The organism is Streptomyces sp. NPDC023481 (genome assembly GCF_055560195.1).
In genome coordinates, this window is the sequence record NZ_JBVHJE010000011.1 from 153312 (window position 1) to 172176 (window position 18865).

Annotated in this window: 16 protein-coding genes; 11 read left to right on the plus strand and 5 right to left on the minus strand. The window is 71.4% G+C overall.

What is annotated here, in order from left to right; genetic code table 11:
* Nucleotides 1-294: 294 nt before the first annotated feature.
* Nucleotides 295-732, minus strand: coding sequence for a DUF6643 family protein (locus tag ACZ3ZD_RS22205; protein WP_467399942.1), 438 nt, complete (start codon nt 730-732; stop codon nt 295-297).
* Between the two features lie 312 nt (nt 733-1044).
* On the opposite strand from ACZ3ZD_RS22205, the gene ACZ3ZD_RS22210 reads away from it, so the two are divergent.
* Nucleotides 1045-2316, plus strand: a complete 1272-nt coding sequence (locus ACZ3ZD_RS22210; protein WP_467400198.1) for a TerD family protein — start codon at nt 1045-1047, stop codon at nt 2314-2316.
* Nucleotides 2317-2323: 7 nt separating this feature from the next.
* On the opposite strand, the gene ACZ3ZD_RS22215 is transcribed toward ACZ3ZD_RS22210, so the two are convergent.
* Complete coding sequence (locus ACZ3ZD_RS22215) at nt 2324-3541, minus strand: glycosyltransferase (RefSeq protein WP_467399944.1); 1218 nt, start codon at nt 3539-3541, stop codon at nt 2324-2326.
* Between the two features lie 16 nt (nt 3542-3557).
* Here ACZ3ZD_RS22215 and ACZ3ZD_RS22220 point away from each other — a divergent pair, with 16 nt between their 5' ends.
* From ACZ3ZD_RS22220 to ACZ3ZD_RS22245, 6 genes are all read left to right on the plus strand, one after another.
* Nucleotides 3558-4352, plus strand: coding sequence for a glutamate racemase (locus ACZ3ZD_RS22220; protein WP_467399946.1), 795 nt, complete (start codon nt 3558-3560; stop codon nt 4350-4352).
* Nucleotides 4353-4467: 115 nt separating this feature from the next.
* On the plus strand, nt 4468-5013 hold the full coding sequence (locus tag ACZ3ZD_RS22225; protein WP_467399950.1) for a hypothetical protein: 546 nt from the start codon (nt 4468-4470) through the stop codon (nt 5011-5013).
* Between the two features lie 183 nt (nt 5014-5196).
* Nucleotides 5197-6804, plus strand: a complete 1608-nt coding sequence (gene lnt / locus ACZ3ZD_RS22230; RefSeq protein ID WP_467399952.1) for an apolipoprotein N-acyltransferase — start codon at nt 5197-5199, stop codon at nt 6802-6804.
* 78 nt (nt 6805-6882) lie between these two features.
* Nucleotides 6883-7362 (plus strand): NUDIX hydrolase, encoded by a 480-nt coding sequence (locus ACZ3ZD_RS22235; RefSeq protein WP_467399954.1) that lies wholly within the window; start codon nt 6883-6885, stop codon nt 7360-7362.
* 54 nt (nt 7363-7416) lie between these two features.
* Nucleotides 7417-8238 (plus strand): 3-hydroxybutyrate dehydrogenase, encoded by an 822-nt coding sequence (locus ACZ3ZD_RS22240; protein WP_467399958.1) that lies wholly within the window; start codon nt 7417-7419, stop codon nt 8236-8238.
* A 76-nt stretch (nt 8239-8314) separates the two neighbouring features.
* On the plus strand, nt 8315-10234 hold the full coding sequence (locus ACZ3ZD_RS22245; RefSeq protein ID WP_467399961.1) for a helix-turn-helix domain-containing protein: 1920 nt from the start codon (nt 8315-8317) through the stop codon (nt 10232-10234).
* Nucleotides 10235-10293: 59 nt separating this feature from the next.
* Here ACZ3ZD_RS22245 and ACZ3ZD_RS22250 read toward each other — a convergent pair whose 3' ends face one another.
* Entirely contained in the window at nt 10294-11670 is a 1377-nt protein-coding gene (locus ACZ3ZD_RS22250) for an MFS transporter (protein WP_467399962.1), read from the minus strand.
* Nucleotides 11671-13772: 2102 nt separating this feature from the next.
* On the opposite strand from ACZ3ZD_RS22250, the gene ACZ3ZD_RS22255 reads away from it, so the two are divergent.
* Genes ACZ3ZD_RS22255 through ACZ3ZD_RS22265 form a run of 3 tightly spaced genes read left to right on the plus strand, consistent with a single transcriptional unit; the run spans nt 13773 to nt 16230 of the window.
* Nucleotides 13773-15059 carry a molybdopterin-dependent oxidoreductase gene (locus tag ACZ3ZD_RS22255; RefSeq protein WP_467399965.1) on the plus strand — a complete coding sequence of 429 codons (1287 nt, stop codon included), beginning with the start codon at nt 13773-13775 and terminating at the stop codon, nt 15057-15059.
* A gap of 2 nt (nt 15060-15061) precedes the next feature.
* Complete coding sequence (locus ACZ3ZD_RS22260; RefSeq protein WP_467400200.1) at nt 15062-15565, plus strand: hypothetical protein; 504 nt, start codon at nt 15062-15064, stop codon at nt 15563-15565.
* On the plus strand, nt 15562-16230 hold the full coding sequence (locus tag ACZ3ZD_RS22265) for a class I SAM-dependent methyltransferase (protein ID WP_467399968.1): 669 nt from the start codon (nt 15562-15564) through the stop codon (nt 16228-16230). The genes ACZ3ZD_RS22260 and ACZ3ZD_RS22265 overlap by 4 nt, the downstream gene beginning before the upstream one ends.
* A 364-nt stretch (nt 16231-16594) precedes the next feature.
* On the opposite strand, the gene ACZ3ZD_RS22270 is transcribed toward ACZ3ZD_RS22265, so the two are convergent.
* Nucleotides 16595-17359, minus strand: a complete 765-nt coding sequence (locus ACZ3ZD_RS22270) for a DUF4142 domain-containing protein (RefSeq protein WP_467399970.1) — start codon at nt 17357-17359, stop codon at nt 16595-16597.
* Between the two features lie 280 nt (nt 17360-17639).
* A complete protein-coding gene (locus ACZ3ZD_RS22275; RefSeq protein ID WP_467399972.1) occupies nt 17640-18170 on the minus strand; it encodes a hypothetical protein in 531 nt (176 codons plus the stop codon).
* Nucleotides 18171-18354: 184 nt separating this feature from the next.
* On the opposite strand from ACZ3ZD_RS22275, the gene ACZ3ZD_RS22280 reads away from it, so the two are divergent.
* Entirely contained in the window at nt 18355-18771 is a 417-nt protein-coding gene (locus ACZ3ZD_RS22280; protein WP_467399974.1) for a hypothetical protein, read from the plus strand.
* Nucleotides 18772-18865: the final 94 nt, after the last annotated feature.

An 18865-nucleotide genomic window follows, 5' to 3' on the forward strand; every position in this document is an offset into this window, starting at 1 on the left:
GCGACCCGGCAGCCGCCGGGGCCGTATCGGCCGCGGACAGACGAAGGCCGCCGCCGGCCAGAGGCTCGGCGGCGGCCAGTGCGGGGCGCGGCTGCTCCCGCCGTGTGACGACCTTTCCCCCCGTCGTCGATCACCGTCCGATAGCGGTCCCCGGCCGGGCGTCAGGGCTGCACCCGCGCCTCCCGGCGCGGAATGCCCCGGCACGCCCCGACCGGACGGACGCGGATCGACTCCGTTGCGGCGTTCCCCGTGCCGTCCGTCGTGCCGGGCGGCACCGACAGCAGGGGCGCGCCGTCAGTAGCCGCGGTACTGCTGGTTGTTGTACGGGTCCTGGTACGGCGCCGGCGCGGGGCGCGGCGCGGCCGGACGCATGGCCTCGTACCCGTTGCCCGGCGCCATCGGCCGCTGCTGCTGCGGGGCCTGCTGGCCGGGATAGCCGCGCGGGGCGTTCGCCTGCTGCGGGATGTACGCCGTGGGCGCCTGCTGGAACGGCGCGGGCTGCGGCGCCTGCGGGTAGCCGTAGGCCGGGGCCTGCTGGGAGGGGGCCGCGGGGAGGGCGGGGAGGCCCGACGGCAGGGCGGGCAGGCTGCTGCCCGTGTCATAGGCGGCGGGGACCCGGATCGGGGCGATCTGCGGGGTGCCCCGCTCGGCGACGAGCGAGTCGTAGATCGGGGTGTCCGGGAAGGAGGCGGAGTAGTAGCCGCCACCATAAGTGGAGCGGGGGGAGGTCATGGCACATAAGTTAAGCCCACGATGTGCTGGTTGGGGAGACCGATAAGACGGTTGATTTCCGTGTCGTCAGTGACCCGGGATCCCCAATCCGAGCGAAGTCGGCAAAAAAGGACGCCGATCGACGTTTAGATCGCGTAAAAGTCGAGGTTCTTCGGCGTTACCCTCGGTTGACCGGCGATCTTGCCGCGCTGGTCACGGCGGTCCGGGCCGTCTGCCGTGCGCTGTTCGCGGCCGTCCGCGTGCCCGGTGACGCGTGGGGCGGGTAGGGATGGCACGCAGCCGAACCGACACGTGATGGGGGCGTACATGTCAATGTCGAAAGGGTCGAACACGGCGGTGCCGACGACGGCGCTGCGCGTCGAACTGGGCTGGCACTCCGGCCCCGGCGTGCCGGACGCCGACGCCTCGGCGCTGCTGCTCGCGGCCGGAAAGGTGCGCTCCGACGGGGATTTCGTCTTCTACAACCAGCCCGCCCACGCCTCCGGCGCCGTGCGCCACGAGGGCAAGAGGACGGCCGGCGGACGCGTCACCGACAGCCTGCTGGCCGATCTCGCGCGCGTGGAGGGCGGCATCGAGCGGATCGTCCTGGCCGCCTCCGCGGACGGCGGGACGTTCGGGCAGGTCCCGGACCTGTACATCGAGGTGACCGACGCGGCCACCGGCCAGGTCGTCGCCCGTTTCGACAGTCCCGGCGCGACCGTGGAGACGGCCTTCGTGCTCGGCGAGTTCTACCGCCGCCAAGGCGGCTGGAAGTTCCGTGCCATCGGCCAGGGCTACAGCAGCGGACTCGAAGGCCTCGCTACGGACTTCGGCATCACCGTGGACGAACCCCGGCACGCCGCACCGCCCACGGCACCGGCCCGGGACACCCCACCGCCCGCTCCCGCCGCGGCACCGGCCCCGCCGACCCGCGCGGCCGCGACCCCGTCGCCCGCCACCGAACCCGCCGCCCGGCCGGTCCGCCTGTCCAAGGTCACCCTCACCAAGGCGGCCCCGTCCGTCTCGCTGGCCAAGCAGGGCGGAACCTCCGGCGTCATGCGCGTGAACCTCAACTGGCAGTCGCGCAAGCAGTCCCCGGGCTGGGGCGGCCGGCGGGACGGCCGTGGCGGGGTCGACCTCGACCTGTGCGCGCTGTACGAACTCACCGACGGCCGCAAGGGAGTCGTCCAGGCCCTCGGCAACTCCTTCGGATCGCTGCACCGGCCGCCGTACATTCATCTCGACGGCGACGACCGCACCGGCGCCGTGGCGAGCGGCGAGAACCTCACCGTCAACCTCGACCACAAGCACGACTTCCAGCGCATCCTGGTCTTCGTCACCATCTACGAGGGCGCCAGCTCCTTCGCCGACCTGCACGCCACCGTCACCCTCCGGCCGGAGCACGGCGCGCCCATCGAGTTCTCGCTGGACGAGTGCACCGTCGCCTCCCCGGTGTGCGCGCTCGCGCTGATCACCAACACCGGCGGCGACCTCCTCGTCCAGCGCGAGGCCCGCTACCTGGTACCCGAACGCGGGGCGAGCCCCCAGCGGACCATAGACCGCGCCTACGGCTGGGGCATGACGTGGACGCCCGGCCGCAAGTGAGCCCGGCTCAGCCCTCGTCGGGTACGGCGGCGGGGCGGGCGTAGGTGCGGCCCTTCCAGGCGGCCCCGCGCCCCCGGTAGTGCTGCACGGCGGAGTCGACCGTCATCAGCAGGTACAGCGACGCGGTGAACGGCAGCAGCGGCGCGAGCCACGGCGGCTGCCCGTAGTAGCGCAGCATCGGCAGGTACGTGCCCGCCATCACCGCCCACGCCGACGCCCCGGCGAGCACGGTCGCCGTACCGCCGCCGGCCGCGCCCACGACCACGGCGGCCGGCGGCACCAGGTACACCAGCGCGAGCCCGGCGACTGTGCCGAGGAGCAGCAGGGGGTGGTGCCGCAGCTGGGCGTAGGCACTGCGCGAGACCATCCGCCACAGGTCGCGCAGGCGCGGGTAGGGGCGCACGCTGTCCACCCGGTCGGCCAGCCCCAGCCAGATGTGGCCGCCCGCGTCCCGCACCGCGCGCGCGAGAGCCACGTCGTCGATGACGGCGCCCCGGATCGCCTCCGGTACGCGCGCCTTCTCGGCCATGTCCGCGCGCAGCAGGACACAGCCGCCCGCCGCCGCGGCCGTACGGGACCCCCGGCGGCCGATCCGGCGGAAGGGGTACAGCTGCGCGAAGAAGTACACGAACGCCGGGACCACGAGCCGCTCCCACAGGCTCGCCACCCGCAGCCGCGCCATCAGCGACACGACGTCGAAGCCCCCGGTGAGGGCCGCCGCCACCAGCTCGCGCAGGCTGTCCGGCGCGTGCGCGATGTCCGCGTCCGTCAGCAGCAGGTACTCGGGGCCACGCGCGCGTGCCGACTCGATGCCGTACCGCACCGCCCACAGCTTGCCCGTCCAGCCCGTCGGCGGCTCACCGGGCGAGCCCACCGTGAGCGGCAGCCCGCCGTGCCGCCGGGACAGTTCCCGGGCCAGCTCCCCGGTGCCGTCCGTGCTCCCGTCGTCCACCAGGAACACCTCCGCCCGGCCCGGATAGTCCTGAGCCAGCAGCGACGGCAGACTGTCGGGCAGTACGCCGGCCTCGTCGCGCGCCGGTACGACCACACACACCGAGGGCCACTCGTCCGGTTCCCGGCGCCGTGGCAGCCGGACGTCCGTGCGCCAGAAGAAGCCCTGGCAGAGCAGCAGCCAGCACCAGGCGGCCAGCGATACGACGGTGATCCACAAGAAGGCGCTCACGGTCCGCAGTCTGCCCCACCCGACCGGCCTCCACGTCGGCATCGTCTATCGTGGCCGGGTGAAGATCGCGCTCATGGACTCCGGAATCGGCCTGCTGGCGGCCACCGCCGCGGTACGGCGCCTGCGGCCCGACGCGGATCTCGTGCTCTCCCTGGACCCGGACGGCATGCCCTGGGGGCCGCGCACCCCCGAGGACCTCACCCGGCGCGCGCTGGACGTCGCCGAGGCCGCCGCGGCCCACCGGCCCGACGCGTTGATCATCGGCTGCAACACGGCCACCGTGCACTCCCTGCCCGCCCTGCGCGCCCGCCTGGAGCCCGGTATCCCGGTCATCGGCACGGTTCCGGCGATCAAGCCGGCCGCGGCCGGCGGCGGACCCGTCGCCATCTGGGCGACCCCCGCCACCACGGGCAGTGCCTACCAGCGCGGCCTGATCGAGGACTTCGCCGACGGTGTGCGGGTGGCCGAGGTGCCCTGCTGGGGTCTGGCCGAGGCAGTCGAGCACGCGGACGAGACGGCCATCGACGCGGCCGTCGCCGCGGCGGCCGCGCTCACGCCCGACGATGTAACGACCGTCGTCCTGGGCTGCACCCATTACGAGCTGGTGGCGGACCGTATCCGCGCCGCCGTCCAGCGCCCCGACGCCGCCCCGCTCGTGCTGCACGGCTCCGCCGGAGCGGTGGCCGCCCAGGCCCTGCGCCGGCTCGGCGAACTTCCCGCCCCGGAGGCCCCCGCGGAGGGCACGCTGACGGTCCTGCTGAGCGGCCGGCCCGGCCCGCTGCCCGCCTCCGCGCTGCACTACGCCGAGGGGCGGCTGCTGCCGTCCAACGGCCCGCTCGCCGACCGCAGCTGACCGGCACCGCGCCGGAGGCCGCCCACGGCCGCCCGGGCCACGGTCTGGGCCGCACGGAGCAGTCACCCGCCGCGGGCGGCTCCCCGCGCGGCCAAACCTGAGTAACCTCGTCACCATGAGGGACCACCCCGACGCCGACGACACTCCGCTCCCGGACGTCTGGACGGGACGCGCCACCAACCGGGTCCAGTGGCTGCTGGCCCTGGTCGGTGCCGCCTGTATGGCACTCGGTATCGAACTGGCCGTCGACTCGGCCTGGGGTGCCGGCGTCGCCCCGCTGGTGATGTCCGTCGTGGGCTGCATCGCGGCCGGTCTGCTGGTCATCTTCGGAACGCTCGCCTTCGTGCACGTCGACCTCAAGCTCGACAGGGAGTGCGTCGAGGTGCGCTGCGGGCACGCCGGGCTGCCGCGCCGCCGCATCCCGCTCTCCCACGTGGCGGGCGCCGAGTTCACCGCCCTGGTCACCCCCCGCCAGTGGGGCGGCTGGGGCTACCGCTGGCGCCCCGAGAAGGGCACCGCGGTCGTCGTACGCCGTGGCGAGGGCATCGTGCTCCGCCTGTGGGACGGCCACACGTTCACCATCACCGTGGACAACGCGGAGTCGGCGGTCAGAGTCATCAGGAACCGCCTGAGGACGATCACCCCGGGCACGGCGGGCTGAGCGGGACGGTCCGGCGTCGCTCAGCGGGGCGTGTGATCACGCCACATACCGGCGAGCTGCCCGGCCGGGGCCGGAGCCCGCGCGTCCGGCCTCCTCGGACCCGCCCCACCAGCCACAACCGCAGGTGTCCCCGTGCCGGACCGTGCTGTCGGCGGTGCCGCCCACCGCCGTACACTCACCCGGGTGACCGTCACCGCACCTTCCGTGGACCAGCCGGACCAGCTGGAGCCGCCCGCCCCCGGCGCGCGCGGTGGCCGGATCCTGCGCCTGCTCCCGGCCGCCGCCTCCGCGCTCAGCGGAGTACTGCTCTACGTCAGCTTCCCCCCGCGCACCCTGTGGTGGCTGGCCCTGCCCGCCTTCGCCGGCTTCGCCTGGGTGCTGCGCGGCCGGAGCTGGAAGGCGGCGCTCGGTCTCGGCTACCTGTTCGGGCTGGGCTTCCTGCTGCCGCTGCTGGTGTGGACCGGCGTGGAGGTCGGTCCGGGGCCCTGGCTGGCCCTGGTCGCCGTGGAGGCGGTCTTCGTCGCGCTGGTCGGCGTGGGCGTCGCCGCCGTCTCCCGGCTGCCCGCGTGGCCGGTGTGGGCGGCGGCCCTGTGGATCGCGGGCGAGGCAGTACGCGCGCGCGTGCCGTTCGATGGCTTCCCCTGGGGCAAGATCGCGTTCGGTCAGGCGGACGGCGTCTTCCTGCCGCTCGCGGCCGTGGGCGGCACCCCGGTGCTCGGCTTCGGGGTCGTCCTGTCCGGATTCGGCCTGTACGAGGCCGTGCGGCTCCTGGCCGAGAGGCGCCGGACACGCACCGTGCGGCCGGCCGCCGCGACCGCCGCGCTGCTGAGCATGGCCCTACCGCTGGGCGGCGCCCTCGCGGCCCGCGCGCTGGTGAGCGACAAGGCGGAGAACGGCACCGCCACCGTGGCGCTCGTCCAGGGCAACGTCCCGCGCTCCGGACTGGAGTTCAACGCCCAGCGGCGGGCCGTGCTCGACTACCACGCGCGCGAGACGCACAGGCTCGCCGCCGACGTCAGGGCGGGCAAGGTCCCCAAGCCGGACTACGTCCTGTGGCCGGAGAACTCCTCGGACATCGACCCGTTCGAGTACGCCGACGCCTCCCTCGTCGTCGAGCAGGCGGCCAAGGACATCGGGGTGCCCATCTCCGTCGGCGCGGTGGTGGAGAGGGACGGCAAGCTGTTCAACGAGCAGATCCTGTGGGACCCGGCCAAGGGACCGACGCAGACCTACGACAAGCGGCAGATCCAGCCCTTCGGCGAGTTCCTCCCGCTGCGCCCGCTCGTCGGAGCCATCAACAAGAGCTGGACCGACATGGCCCACCAGGACTTCGACCGGGGCACCAAGCCGGGCGTGTTCGACATCGACGGCGCCAGGGTCGGCCTGGCCACCTGCTACGAGGCCGCCTTCGACTGGGCCGTGCGGGACACGGTGACGCACGGGGCGGAGATGATCTCCGTGCCGAGCAACAACGCCACCTTCGACCGCAGCGAGATGACCTACCAGCAGCTCGCGATGTCCCGGATCCGCGCGGTCGAGCACAGCCGTACCGTGACCGTGCCGGTGACCAGCGGCGTCAGCGCGGTGATCATGCCGGACGGGCGGATCACCCAGAGGACCGGCATGTTCGTGCCGGCCTACCTCGTCCAGAAGGTGCCGCTGCGCACCTCCACCACGCCCGCCACCGAGCTGGGCATCCTCCCGGAGATCGCCCTGGTGCTGGTCGCCGCGGGCGGGATCGGCTGGGCGATCGGGTCCGGACTGCGCGCCCGGCGCGCCGGTGGCGTGTAGCCGTACGACCGCCGTATGACCGTCGTACGACCCCCTGAACCGGCCGGAGCGTGGTGCCGTGGCCGTTAGGGTCGGCTCATGGCTACTCCCGACTTCATCCGCACACTCAGGGCCACCGCCGGCCGACAGCTGCTGTGGCTCCCCGGGGTCAGCGCGATCGTCTTCGACGACGAGGGCAGGGTGCTGCTCGGCCGGCGCGCCGACACACGCAAGTGGTCGGTGATCGGCGGGATCCCGGACCCCGGCGAGCAGCCCGCTGCCTGCGCCGTGCGGGAGGTCTTCGAGGAGACGGCGGTGCACTGCGTCGCCGAGCGGGTCGTGCTGGTCCAGGCCCTGGATCCGGTGACCTACCCCAACGGTGACATCTGCCAGTACATGGACATCACCATCCGCTGCCGGGCCGTGGGCGGTCAGGCCCGGGTCAACGACGACGAGTCGCTGGACGTCGGCTGGTTCGAGGTGGACGCGCTGCCCGACCTGCACGAGTTCGGGCGCTTCCGGATCAAGCAAGCCATGTCCGAGGCACCCACATGGTTCGACCCTACGAGTGCCGGCTGAAGTATGGGTGGCCACCACATGTGGTGACCGGCGGGTTCCGCTTAGGGTCGGCATATGACCTCGCGCACCCCCCAGCCCGGTCCCAGCCCCCGCTCCCAGGCCCTCGCGCTCGACCTCGACGGCCGTACCGCGCTCGTCACCGGTGCCGCCAGCGGCATCGGCCGCGCCTGCGCGCTGCGGCTGGCCGCCGCCGGGGCCGAGGTGCGCGCCGTCGACCGGGACGCGGCCGGCCTGGCCGAGCTGGCCCGGCAGGCGGAGCGCACCGAGGGCCTCACGGGCACCGTCGTACCGCTGACCGTGAACCTCACCGACCTGGACGCCGCCGAACGCGCCGCCGCCGGCACCGATGTGCTGGTCAACAACGCCGGACTCCAACTCGTACGCCCCATCGAGGAGTTCCCGCCCGAGGTGTTCCACACGGTGCTGACCGTGATGCTGGAGGCACCTTTCCGCCTGATCCGCGGCGCCCTCCCGCACATGTACGCGCAAGGCTGGGGCCGGATCGTGAATGTGTCCTCCGTCCACGGTCTGCGCGCCTCGGCCTTCAAGTCCGCCTATGTGGCCGCCAAACACGGCCTCGAAGGACTGTCCAAGACGGCCGCACTCGAAGGCGCCGCCCACGGTGTGACCTCGAACTGTGTGAACCCGGCCTATGTGCGCACCCCCCTGGTCGAGAAGCAGATCGCCGACCAGGCACAGGCGCACGGCATCCCCGAGGAACGCGTCCTCTCCGAGATCCTGTTGAAGGACAGCGCCGTACAGCGGCTCATCGAACCCGAGGAGGTCGCCGAGGCCGTGGCCTACCTGTGCAGCCCGCAGGCGTCCTTCGTCACCGGCACCTCCCTCGTCCTGGACGGCGGATGGACGGCCCACTGACCGGCCCGACGGCACCGGTCCCGGGAGTTTTCCACAGGCCTGCCGGGCCGGGTGGCCGGTACGGAATCCTGTGACCATGTCCCGCGATCACCTGCAGTCGGCACCCAGCGGCAGCGCCGAGGCCCCGTACCTCGACCTGCTGGCCCGCGACGCCTCCGTGGAGGCCTATGAGCAGCCCGTGCTGCTCGCCCGAGCCGCGGGCGAGCCGGCCGGGCGGGTGGCCGCGCTGGAAGAGGCCAGACTCCTCGCCCTGCGCGTACGCGCCGAGCTGGAGGGCCGCCGGCGGCGCGAGGCGGAGCTGTCGGCGCTCTTCGAGACCGCCCACGACCTCGCCGGACTGCGCGACCTGGACGCCGTCCTGCAGGCGATCGTGCAGCGCGCCCGCTCCCTGCTCGGCACGGACGTCGCCTACCTCAGCCTCAACGACCCCGCCCACGGCGACACCTACATGCGGGTCACGGAGGGCTCCGTCTCCGCCCGCTTCCAGCAGCTGCGCCTCGGCATGGGAGAGGGCCTCGGCGGACTCGTCGCCCAGACCGCGCGGCCGTACGTCACCGACGACTACTTCGAGGACAGCCGCTTCCAGCACACCCACGCCATCGACGCCGGAGTCCGCGACGAGGGCCTGGTCGCCATCCTCGGCGTCCCGCTGATGCTCGGCCCGCACGTGATCGGCGTCCTCTTCGCGGCCGACCGGCGCGCGCGGGTCTTCGAACGCGGGCAGATCGCCCTGCTCGGCTCCTTCGCCGCGCTCGCCGCGGCGGCCATCGACACCGCCAACCTGCTCGCCGAGACCCGCGCGGCCCTGGCCGGCCTGGAGCGGGCCAACGAGATCATCCGGGACCGCAGCGGCGTCATCGAGCGCGCCTCCGAGGTGCACGACCGGCTCGCCGAACTCGTCCTGCGCGGCGGCGGGGTCCACGACGTGGCCGCCGCCGTCTCCCGGATCCTCGACGGCACCGTCGACTTCACCGAGGCCGTGGCGGCACCGGCCGGGGCACTGGAGGCCTCCCGGGCCGAGGGACACGCCGTACGGCACGGCAGCGACTGGATAGCCGCGGTGGCCGCGGGCGGCGAACTCCTCGGCGCCCTCGTCCTGCGCGGCCACCCCGGCCTCGACCCCGTCGACCAGCGCACCCTGGAGCGTGCCGCGATGGTCACCTCGCTGCTGCTGCTCGCCCGCCGCTCCGCCGCCGAGGCCGAACAGCGGGTGCGCGGCGAGCTGTTGGACGACCTGCTCGACGCGCGCGACCGCGACCCGCGCCTGCTGCGCGAACGCGCCAGCCGCCTCCAGGCGGACCTGGACGCCACCCATGTCGTCCTCGCCGCCCGCCTCGACGGCCCGGCGGCCGACGCCGACGAGGAGGCCGCGGCCCGCCGCCGCCTGTGGTCAGCGGCCTCCCACCTCGCGGCCACCCGGCACGGACTGGCCGCGGCCCGCGACGGCGGCACGGTCCTGCTGCTGCCGCTGGGCGCCGCCGACACCGCCACCGAGGTGGCCCGGCGCACCGCCCGCCATCTGGGCACGGCCGTCCACCAGTCGGTCACCGTCGGCGCCTCGGCCCCCGTCACCGACCTCGCCGGCCATCCCGAGACCGTGGCCGCCGCCTATGCCGAGGGCCGCCGCTGCCTGGACGCGCTGCACCTGCTGGGCAGGGCCGGGGACGGCGCTGCGGCCGAGGACTTCGGCTTCCTCGGCCTGCTCCTGGCCGGCGAACGGGACATCGGCGGCTTCGTCGAGCGGACCATCGGCCCGGTGGTGTCCTACGACGAGCGGCGCGGCACGGAACTCCTGCGCACCCTAGACGCGTACTTCGAGGGCGGGATGAGCCCGGCGCGCACCAAGGACGCGCTGCACGTGCATGTGAACACGGTGGCGCAGCGGCTGGAGCGCGTGGGCCGCCTCCTCGGCGCGGACTGGCAGACGCCGGCCCGGGCCCTGGAGATCCAACTGGCGCTCAGACTGCACCGGTTGGCGGCACCGAGACGGCACTGACCGGCCCCGCGCGGGGCCGGCCGGTACGCATGCCGTCGGATGCCGTCGGGGGCCGCCGGTCAGACGGTCCGGGCCTCGGCGGCCGGAGCCGCCGACGACGGCTCGTCGCCGTCCTCCTCGACCCGGGCGAGATCCCGGCTCCGCGTCTCGCGCGCGACACCCACCGCGACGAGGGTCAGCACGGCGGCGGCGATCACATACAGCGCGATCGGCGTGGAACTGCCGTAGTCCGAGAGCAGGGCGGTGGCGATGAGCGGGGCCGGCGCACCGGCCGCCACGGAGGCGAACTGGGCACCGATGGACGCGCCCGAGTACCGCATCCGGGTCGCGAACATCTCGGCGAAGAAAGCGGCCTGGGGCGCGTACATCGCTCCGTGCAGCACCAGTCCGACGGTCACGGCGAGGATCAGGTGCCCGAACGACCCCTTGTCGACCAGCGCGAAGAACGGGAACATCCACAGCCCGACACCGGCCGCGCCCAGCAGGTACACGGGCCGCCGCCCGACCCGGTCGGACAGCGCGCCCCAGGCCGGGATGACGGCGAAGTGCACGGCGGAGCCGATGAGTACGGCGTTGAGCGCGGTCTGCCTGGAGACGCCGGCCGAGGTGGTGGCGTACACGAGGATGAAGGCGGTGATGACGTAGTAGCTGATGTTCTCCGCCATCCGGGCGCCCATCGCCACGAGGACGTCCTTCCAGTGGTGCCGCAGCACGGAGACGAGCGGCAGCTTCTCCTCGGCACCGGCCCGGCGCGCCTCGGACCGCTCCAACGCCTCCTTGAAGACGGGCGACTCGTCGACGGACAGCCGTATCCACAGACCGACGATGACGAGCACCCCGGAGAGCAGGAACGGAATCCGCCACCCCCACGAGCCGAAGGCGTCGTCGGACAGTACGGCGGTCAGCAGCGACAGCACACCGGTCGCGAGCAACTGCCCGGCCGGCGCGCCGGTCTGCGGCCACGAGGCCCAGAACCCGCGCCGCCGCGCGTCACCGTGCTCCGACACCAGCAGGACGGCGCCTCCCCACTCACCGCCGAGCGCGAAGCCCTGCACCAGCCGCAGCGCGGTGAGCAGCACGGGCGCGGCGCTACCGACGGTGGCGTGCGTGGGCAGCAGCCCGATGCCGAACGTGGCGCCACCCATCAGCACGAGACTCAGCACCAGCAGCTTCTTCCGCCCCAGCCGGTCACCGTAGTGCCCGAACACGAGCGCCCCCAACGGCCGCGCCGCGAACCCCACGGCGTAGGTCAGGAACGACAGCAGCGTCCCGACGAGCGGGTCGGAGTCCGGAAAGAACAACTTGTTGAACACCAGCGCGGCAGCCGAGCCGTAGAGGAAGAAGTCGTACCACTCGATGGTGGTCCCGATGAGGCTCGCGGCGACGATTCTGGGCAGGCTGGCGGGGGGTGGGGGAGCGGTGGTACCGGAGGCCATGTGCGCCACTTCCTCGTGTGCGGTGGGGACGGGTACGTGTCGGCACACGGTAGGAAGACGCAGGTCAGGGGCACATGTGGTGGGGCAACATAGTTCTGGGGGCGGCTATGCGTGCGGCCACCATGCCGGCTCGCGGAAGGGCGGTTCATGGGCTCGAAGGCGGTCGAAACGAGCGTAGCCCGGGACGCGTAGTACGGGGTAATTTGACGGGGCGGTGCTGACTCCCGTGCTGGTTTGGCGCTGACTAAAAGCCCACGTCATCACCCGTCTTCACCTCACCCGTGCTGACTTGGTGCTGACTGCGCCGCGTTGAACTCAGACATCTGGGCTCGATCCGCTCAGAGGCGTCACCTGTGTGATTGGGCTGGGAGACCGTGCCCGTCGCGCCGCTCAGTCCACTGGGCACTGGCATGGCACTGCGGCGGTCCCGATGCTCGTTCGTCCCAGCAGGTTCTTCGTCTGCTGGTGATACACGCTCGCCGTCGCCTCTGACCTGCGGCAAGGGGTGGAATCGTCTGCTGCTGAGCCGAGTTGGTCCGCACCTGGTCCGGATCTCGCTGCGTGATCTGGTGTTGGCGTACGAGTCCTGCGGTACGACGTGGCACAGGTTGGAGGGACCGTCCAGGGCGTCTACGCCAGTCCAGCGCGGGCATGAAATAGCAGGTCAGGGCCTGCTGGTCCGGGAGGGACCGCCTAGTTGGTGATGGTTGTGTGATAGACGGGTGATACGGCGAGACGCCGGTGTTCGCCCTGGCGGGACCACTGCGCGGAGTCGTGAGACGAAGAAGCCGCACCGGAGCCCTCCGGTGCGGCTTCGTCTTCAGATCAGATGTGCTGGCGCGCGCGGTGCCGTCAGTCCCTCACACGGTCCGCGTTCCTGTGACGCTTCCGGGGTGCGCCTACTTTGCGATTGCACTCGCCGAGCATGTGTCTCCGCACGGGTGTGCGCAGCCACTGCGGTCCGGCCTGTGCGCGTGCCGCCATCGGGCGTCGTCCACCGGACCGTCGCACTGGCCTTGATCACGTCCGCGTGGCTCGGCACCGCCTCCCTGGCGTTCTCCAGGAGGACTGCCACGCCCTGGTGGCGACCGGAACGCTCCTCCTCGAGACCCCGGTCCGCCACCATCGTGGCCAACAGGCCCGCGGTCGCGCCCCCCCCAGCACTCCCAGGACCCACGCGATGAGCAGCAGCCACGCTTCGACGACATCGCTCACTCGTCGAAGCGGGCTGCGCCTGAATCGCCAGAACCTCGCACGGAGCGTTCTCCGCTGAACGGGTCTCATCGTCACGAGCCGACACCCCCTTACGAGCACCAGCGCCTGTTTTCCAGTGTTCTCCGGAACGGTAGGGAAAGTGCCGCTGATCGAAGTCGTCGGTGCGGGTGAGCCGACGCGGGGTCATGTTGTCGTGGAACAGGCAGTACGCAGGGCGCGACTCCGTGGGGCGGCGATCGAGGCGGAAAGGCCGCCGGGCACTCCTCGGACACGTATACGGGCCAGGTTGCTGGGCGGGCCGCGGCAGCTCGACGGTTCGGATCCCTTGGGTCCCCTCGGCGTCGTGGTGCCAGGCCATGGCGTAAGCGGCCAATCGTTCCGGCGCCAGCGGGGACATGCGCCGTATCGTCACACAGATCGCCACGACCCCGAGTCCAGCTGACGCCGGCGGGCGCGCGGCTGGTGCCACTCCTTCCCTCGTGTGCCCAGAACGTGTCCGCCGTGGCGCGCCTGAGCGACTGGCTGAACAGGGAGGCGCCGCTCCGACGAGGGTGCAGCGGCCACGAGGGGGGAGGGGCAGATGGCCGAGGTAGCGGCTCCGCCGTTCGGTTGACGGTGGACGCCTGCTCGCGCCTCGGACCCGGACAGCCTTCCCGACCTGTGCCAGCTTGTGTGTGTTCGGCTTGCCTTGGGGCGAGCGTCGGCGAGCACCGTCCGAGGACTGGAGGAGACGGTCGATGGCACGTGGCGGACGGCCGCCGGGTTCGGCTTCCCCTGGCGGAACACCACGCCGCGGACCCGAAGAGAGACCGGCGCCGAAACGGCTTGATCGCATGCGGGGCGCCGTGGCCGCTGCCGTGGCGGCGGGCGGTGCGCGGTGCCGTGCGATGGCTCGGCGTGTCGGGCGCCTGCCTGCGCCACCGGGTCCGTTCCGGCCGGAGTTCTGGCGCAGTCCGATCCGCGGGCCCTGGCTGACGTCGGTGTTCGGCCTCGTCCTGCTGATCGGCATTCCGTTGCTGTTCGTCACCGGACTGCTCTCCTACGCGTCCTACAACCCGGGCCTGAGCCCCCTCAACGACGAGACCCCGGACAAGGGCGTTCTGGGCTTTTATCTCTTCAGCTGGCCCACGCACCCGTACTGGCTCTACCGGCTGCTCCAGGGCGTCCACGTGACCCTGGGCGTGGTACTCGTTCCGGTCCTGCTGGCCAAGCTGTGGTCGGTCATCCCGAAGCTCTTCGAATGGCTGCCCGTGCGGTCCGTCGCCCACGGTCTGGAGCGGCTGTCCCTGCTGATGCTGGTCGGCGGTGTCATCTTCGAGTTCGTCACCGGCATCCTCAACATCCAGCTCTACTACGTCTTCCCCGGCTCGTTCTACCGCCTGCACTTCTACGGCGCCTGGGTGTTCATCGCGGCGTTCGTCGTCCACGTGGTCCTCAGGCTCGGCCGGATGACCCATGCCCTGCGCTCGCGCAGTCTTGGCGCCGAACTGCGCACCGGTATCGCCCACACCCTGCCCGAACCCCCGGATCCGGACGGCCTGGTGCCGACTGCCCCCGCCGCGCCGACGATGACACGGCGCGGCGCGCTGGGCATGGTCGGCGCGGGATCACTGCTCCTCCTCGTCGTGACCGCGGGACAGAGCATCGGCGGTCGGCTCCGCGCCACCGCGCTCCTCGCACCACACAACCGCAACCCCGGCAGCGGCCCGAACGCCTTCCAGATCAACAAGACGGCGGCGGCCGTGGGGGTCACTCCCCAACGGGTCGGCCCCGACTGGCGGCTGGAGATCCATGGCCGCGCTCCGGGTCTGGTCCTCACCCGTGAGCAGCTCCTGGCGATGCGTCAGCACACCGCCGCACTGCCGATCGCCTGCGTGGAGGGATGGTCCACCGAGGATCAGCACTGGAGCGGCCTACGACTGGCTGACCTTGCCGCCCTGGCCGGCATGCCCGACGCCGGAAGCGTCCTGGTCGAGTCCGTCCAACCACCGGGCCCCTTCACCAAAGTGGTGCTGCGGGGCAACCAGATCCGCGATCCCCGCTCGCTGCTCGCCCTCCGGGTCAACGGTGCGGACCTTTCGCTCGACCACGGCTACCCGGCCCGAGTCATCGTCCCGGCCAACCCCGGCGTGAACAACACCAAGTGGGTCGGCCGACTCACCTTCAGGGCGTGACCATGGCACGATTCGTCCGCTGGTACGGCTCCGGCCCCCTGCATCTACTGGTCCTGATCGCCTCGTTCGCCCTCACCGGCTACGCCATGGTGCGCCTGTTCGCCGTTCAGCCGCTCGCGGTGGCGGTCTGGTTCCTCGGAGCAGCGATCCTCCACGACCTGATCCTGCTGCCCCTGTACTCGCTGGCCGATCTGTCGGCCCTCTCCGTGCTGCGCCACCGCTCTGCCGGCGGGCCGACAGTCCCGTGGATCAATCACCTGCGCGTCCCCGCCTTCCTGTCGGGTCTGCTCCTGCTGGTCTGGTTCCCCCTCGTCTTCCGCATGGCGGCCCGCTACAGCGGAGACACCGGCTTGTCCGACACGGTCTACCTCGGTCGGTGGCTGGTCATCACCGGTGCGCTCTTCGCCGCCTCGGCAGTAGCCTTCGCGCTCAGGCTGCGCCGCGCCCTGCGGGCCGGCCGAGGCGACGAAAGCCGACCGGTCACGGACCATGGCTCCACACCATGACAACCGACGAGGGCGAGCAGTACGGCGCGGAGGAGGATCCTTATGCGCTGGTTCTGCGTCCGGCCTGGGCTCCGGTGTTCCTGCGGTTGGCGAACGGCCGCCGGATCCGGATGCCTGTGCGCCGCTGGCATGAACCACCCACGGCGGACGACGAGACCGTGCTGGAGCGGTGTGTCGGCCCCGTTCTCGATGTCGGTTGCGGACCGGGGCGGTTGTGCAGGGAACTTCTGAGTCGGGATGTCTTCGCCCTGGGAGTGGACATCGCGCCCCGCGCGGTCGCGCTGACCTGCGCCCAGGGCGGACTGGCACTGTGCCGGTCGGTCTTCGACCGGCTGCCGGCCGAAAGGGCCTGGCAGACGATCCTGCTCATCGACGGCAACATCGGCATCGGAGGTGATCCTTACGGCCTGCTGCGCCGCTGTGGCAGGCTCCTCGCTCCGACTGGACGCCTCGTCATCGAGGCCGAGCCCGAAGACGTCGAAGAGTGCTCTGACGCTCGGTACGAGGGCCCTCATGGTCGCTGTGGGCCGCCCTTTCCCTGGGCGCGGCTGGGACTGCGGGCGATCCACGGGGTCGCTGCGGACCTTGCCTTCAACGTCACCGACCAGTGGACGAGCGGGCACCGCCGCTTCGCCACCCTCATGCACGCGCGGATCGGCATCTGACCCTGTGCGGAGGCGAGCCCCCGACGACCAGGGCGAGAGCGCGGAGGAACGAACCGGAGCCGGGGGCGCCTCTCGACGCGACGTCGTGCCCTTCGACAGCGGGACTCCCTGCTGCTTCCAAAGGCCGGCGGAGCCATGTGGAGGTCGCGGCCGAACTCAGTGAACGATCTCCAATGCTTCCGACGATGACGGGGGACGGATCGCAGGACGTGGTCCGCATGCGACGCGTGCTCGAGTGGACGAGGGCGGCAGCTTGGCCGTGGACGCCCCGCTGGCCACAAGGGTTCCGATCGTGCTACGGACAGTGGTCATGGCGCATGAGCGGTCGGTCTCCAAGGAGGTGCGGGCGTTCCTGCGCGCCGGGTCATCCCGCAGTTGGGGAAGCCGTGGGTGAGGGTTCCGTGGCGGGGCCTGTCGGTACCCCCTCGGTCGACAGCCCGGGGGGCACCGTGAGGGCCACGACGGGCGCGCCCGGCTGCGGCACCGGTGGTGTGACCTGGGCTGCGGGGAGCTTGGGCGGGGTCGTCTCCTGGAAGTTCACCTGGTCGAAGTTGACCAGTCCGGTCTTCTCCATCTGTGTGATGTGGTCCAGGACCACGTCGTTGGCCTGGTCGGCGAGGGCCCGCACGAGAGTGTTCTCCGTGGTGGAGCGGATCTTGGCGATGGTGTTGAAGATCGAACCGTGGGTCATGCGCAGGGTGTTGGCGAAGTCGGTGTCGAACTGCTTGCCCCGGTCGGACTGGAACGTCGCAAGGAAGCCCTGCTGCTGTGGTGTGGGCTGGTTGGGGATGGTGATGTTCAGCTCGGGGGCGATCCTGCGACAGCTGGCGTCGAGCGCGGCGTGCCCGATGACCAGGTGCCGCCCGGCCTCGCGCACGGCCGCGGTCGTCCCCCTCTGCATGGCCAGCTGCCCCGACGGGCCTTCCCACAGCCCGGCGGAGCGCACGAAGACGACGAAGTTCCGGTCGGCTTCGGTGAGCGGTCCCCACTGGGTGTTGGCGATGATGCGGGACTGGTTCGAAGCGGTGTTCTGAATGCCCAGCATGCTCGGGTAGATGAGCGCGGCAAGGGTCAGGACCAAGGCGCCGCCAACGGCGGCGGTTCCGATCGCGTTGCGTGAGACGGGCATGGTGCCTCCCAGGGCGGACGGGTGGTCGTCATCCGGGATACGTAGACCGCAATGCAAGAGAATCTTTGCTCTAGGTAAAGATTGCATGATGCCAAATAGGGCCGAAGGAGTCGGCCGGGGGATCGCGGCGGGCCCCTGGCCTGGACCGGATCGCCCAGCCGCTCACTGTGCCTCCCGGCCGCCACCCCACCGAGCGCGGCGAAGAACTCCAGGCGCTGAACGCGGCCTTTCACGGGTACTACCGGCGGTGCCGACCGGACGACCGGACGGGCCGGCTCGCTCAGGGCGAGGAGACCCGCGCCTGGAATCGAACCAGTCCGGCCACGCCGAACTGCAGGGCCACCGGCAATGTCTGTCGCGTGCTGACACCGTGCACGTGATGGAGCAGGACGCGTGGTCCGTCGGCGCTGCCGAAGGTCACGCTGGTCCCGCTCGTCACCAGAATGCCGGCGGTGGACAGTGAGCCGTCGCCCTCCGCCGACTTCCCCCCGACCAGTTCCCCGCGTTTCCCCCCGGGGGTCGCGACCATGCCTAGGTGTTCGGGGACGCCGTCGTCGTTTCGTACGGTCATGTGGAGTGAGCCGTCGCCGGAACGGTCCAGATGTGCGACGGCATCCGTGATCGTCAGGTCGACCTCGCCGGTGACGACCACATGCACACGGCCAGCAACGGCCGTACTGCTCGTGACCGGTCGAGTCGAGTCAGAGGTGGGGGCGGAGGAGCCGGTCGTGCAGCCTGTGGTCAGGAAGGCGAGTGCCACGGACAGCGAGGCGGCCAGAAGGATGTGGATGCGCGGTGCTGTGCCAGCCATCTTTGCAGTATGCCAACGTCATTTGGCCCGGCGACCAGCGCCCCCTCGGACGTTCGGCGTTGCCGTGAATCCACGCTGTGACCTGGTGCCGAATTTGCGGGAGAGCTGGCTCTAACTTCCAGGTTCGGCTGCCGAGGTCAAAGGGTCGTAACGCTCAGCGGTCGTGGTGGGGTAGGAAGGGTAGGTGACCGATAGAGGTGAACCGGGCGCACGTGCTGTCCCGCCAGAACTGTGTGATCTATGCGGGGAAGCGATCTCGGATCAGGCCGAGGTCCACGCGTTGGTGCCTGATTCCTCGGTGATCCATGTGCATGATCCGAAATCGGATGGCAAACGGTGGCTGACGGCGTGTTCACGCGAACATTTGGATGCGCTGGTCGACGTGTACAGACAGCGGCCGTTCGTGGATGCCGAGCTGTGGGCGGGCAAGATCGGCCGTGCGATCGAGGCTCACCGTGGGAGGATCAGCCCGGAGGAGCTGGCCAAGGAGACCGGGCTCACTCAGGAGCAGATCGAACTTGGGGAGTCGTGGCAGAGCCAGGACGCCTTGCGCTGGCATCGACGCTTCGAGAACGCCGACGGCCCAGAGTCCTCTGGGTGACCACGCTGCTTGCTCAAGCCGCGCGACGACGCCATCTACTGCGTGGACCCGTGGACACCACACGACGATTTCCCAGGCGATGAACGTCAAGTAT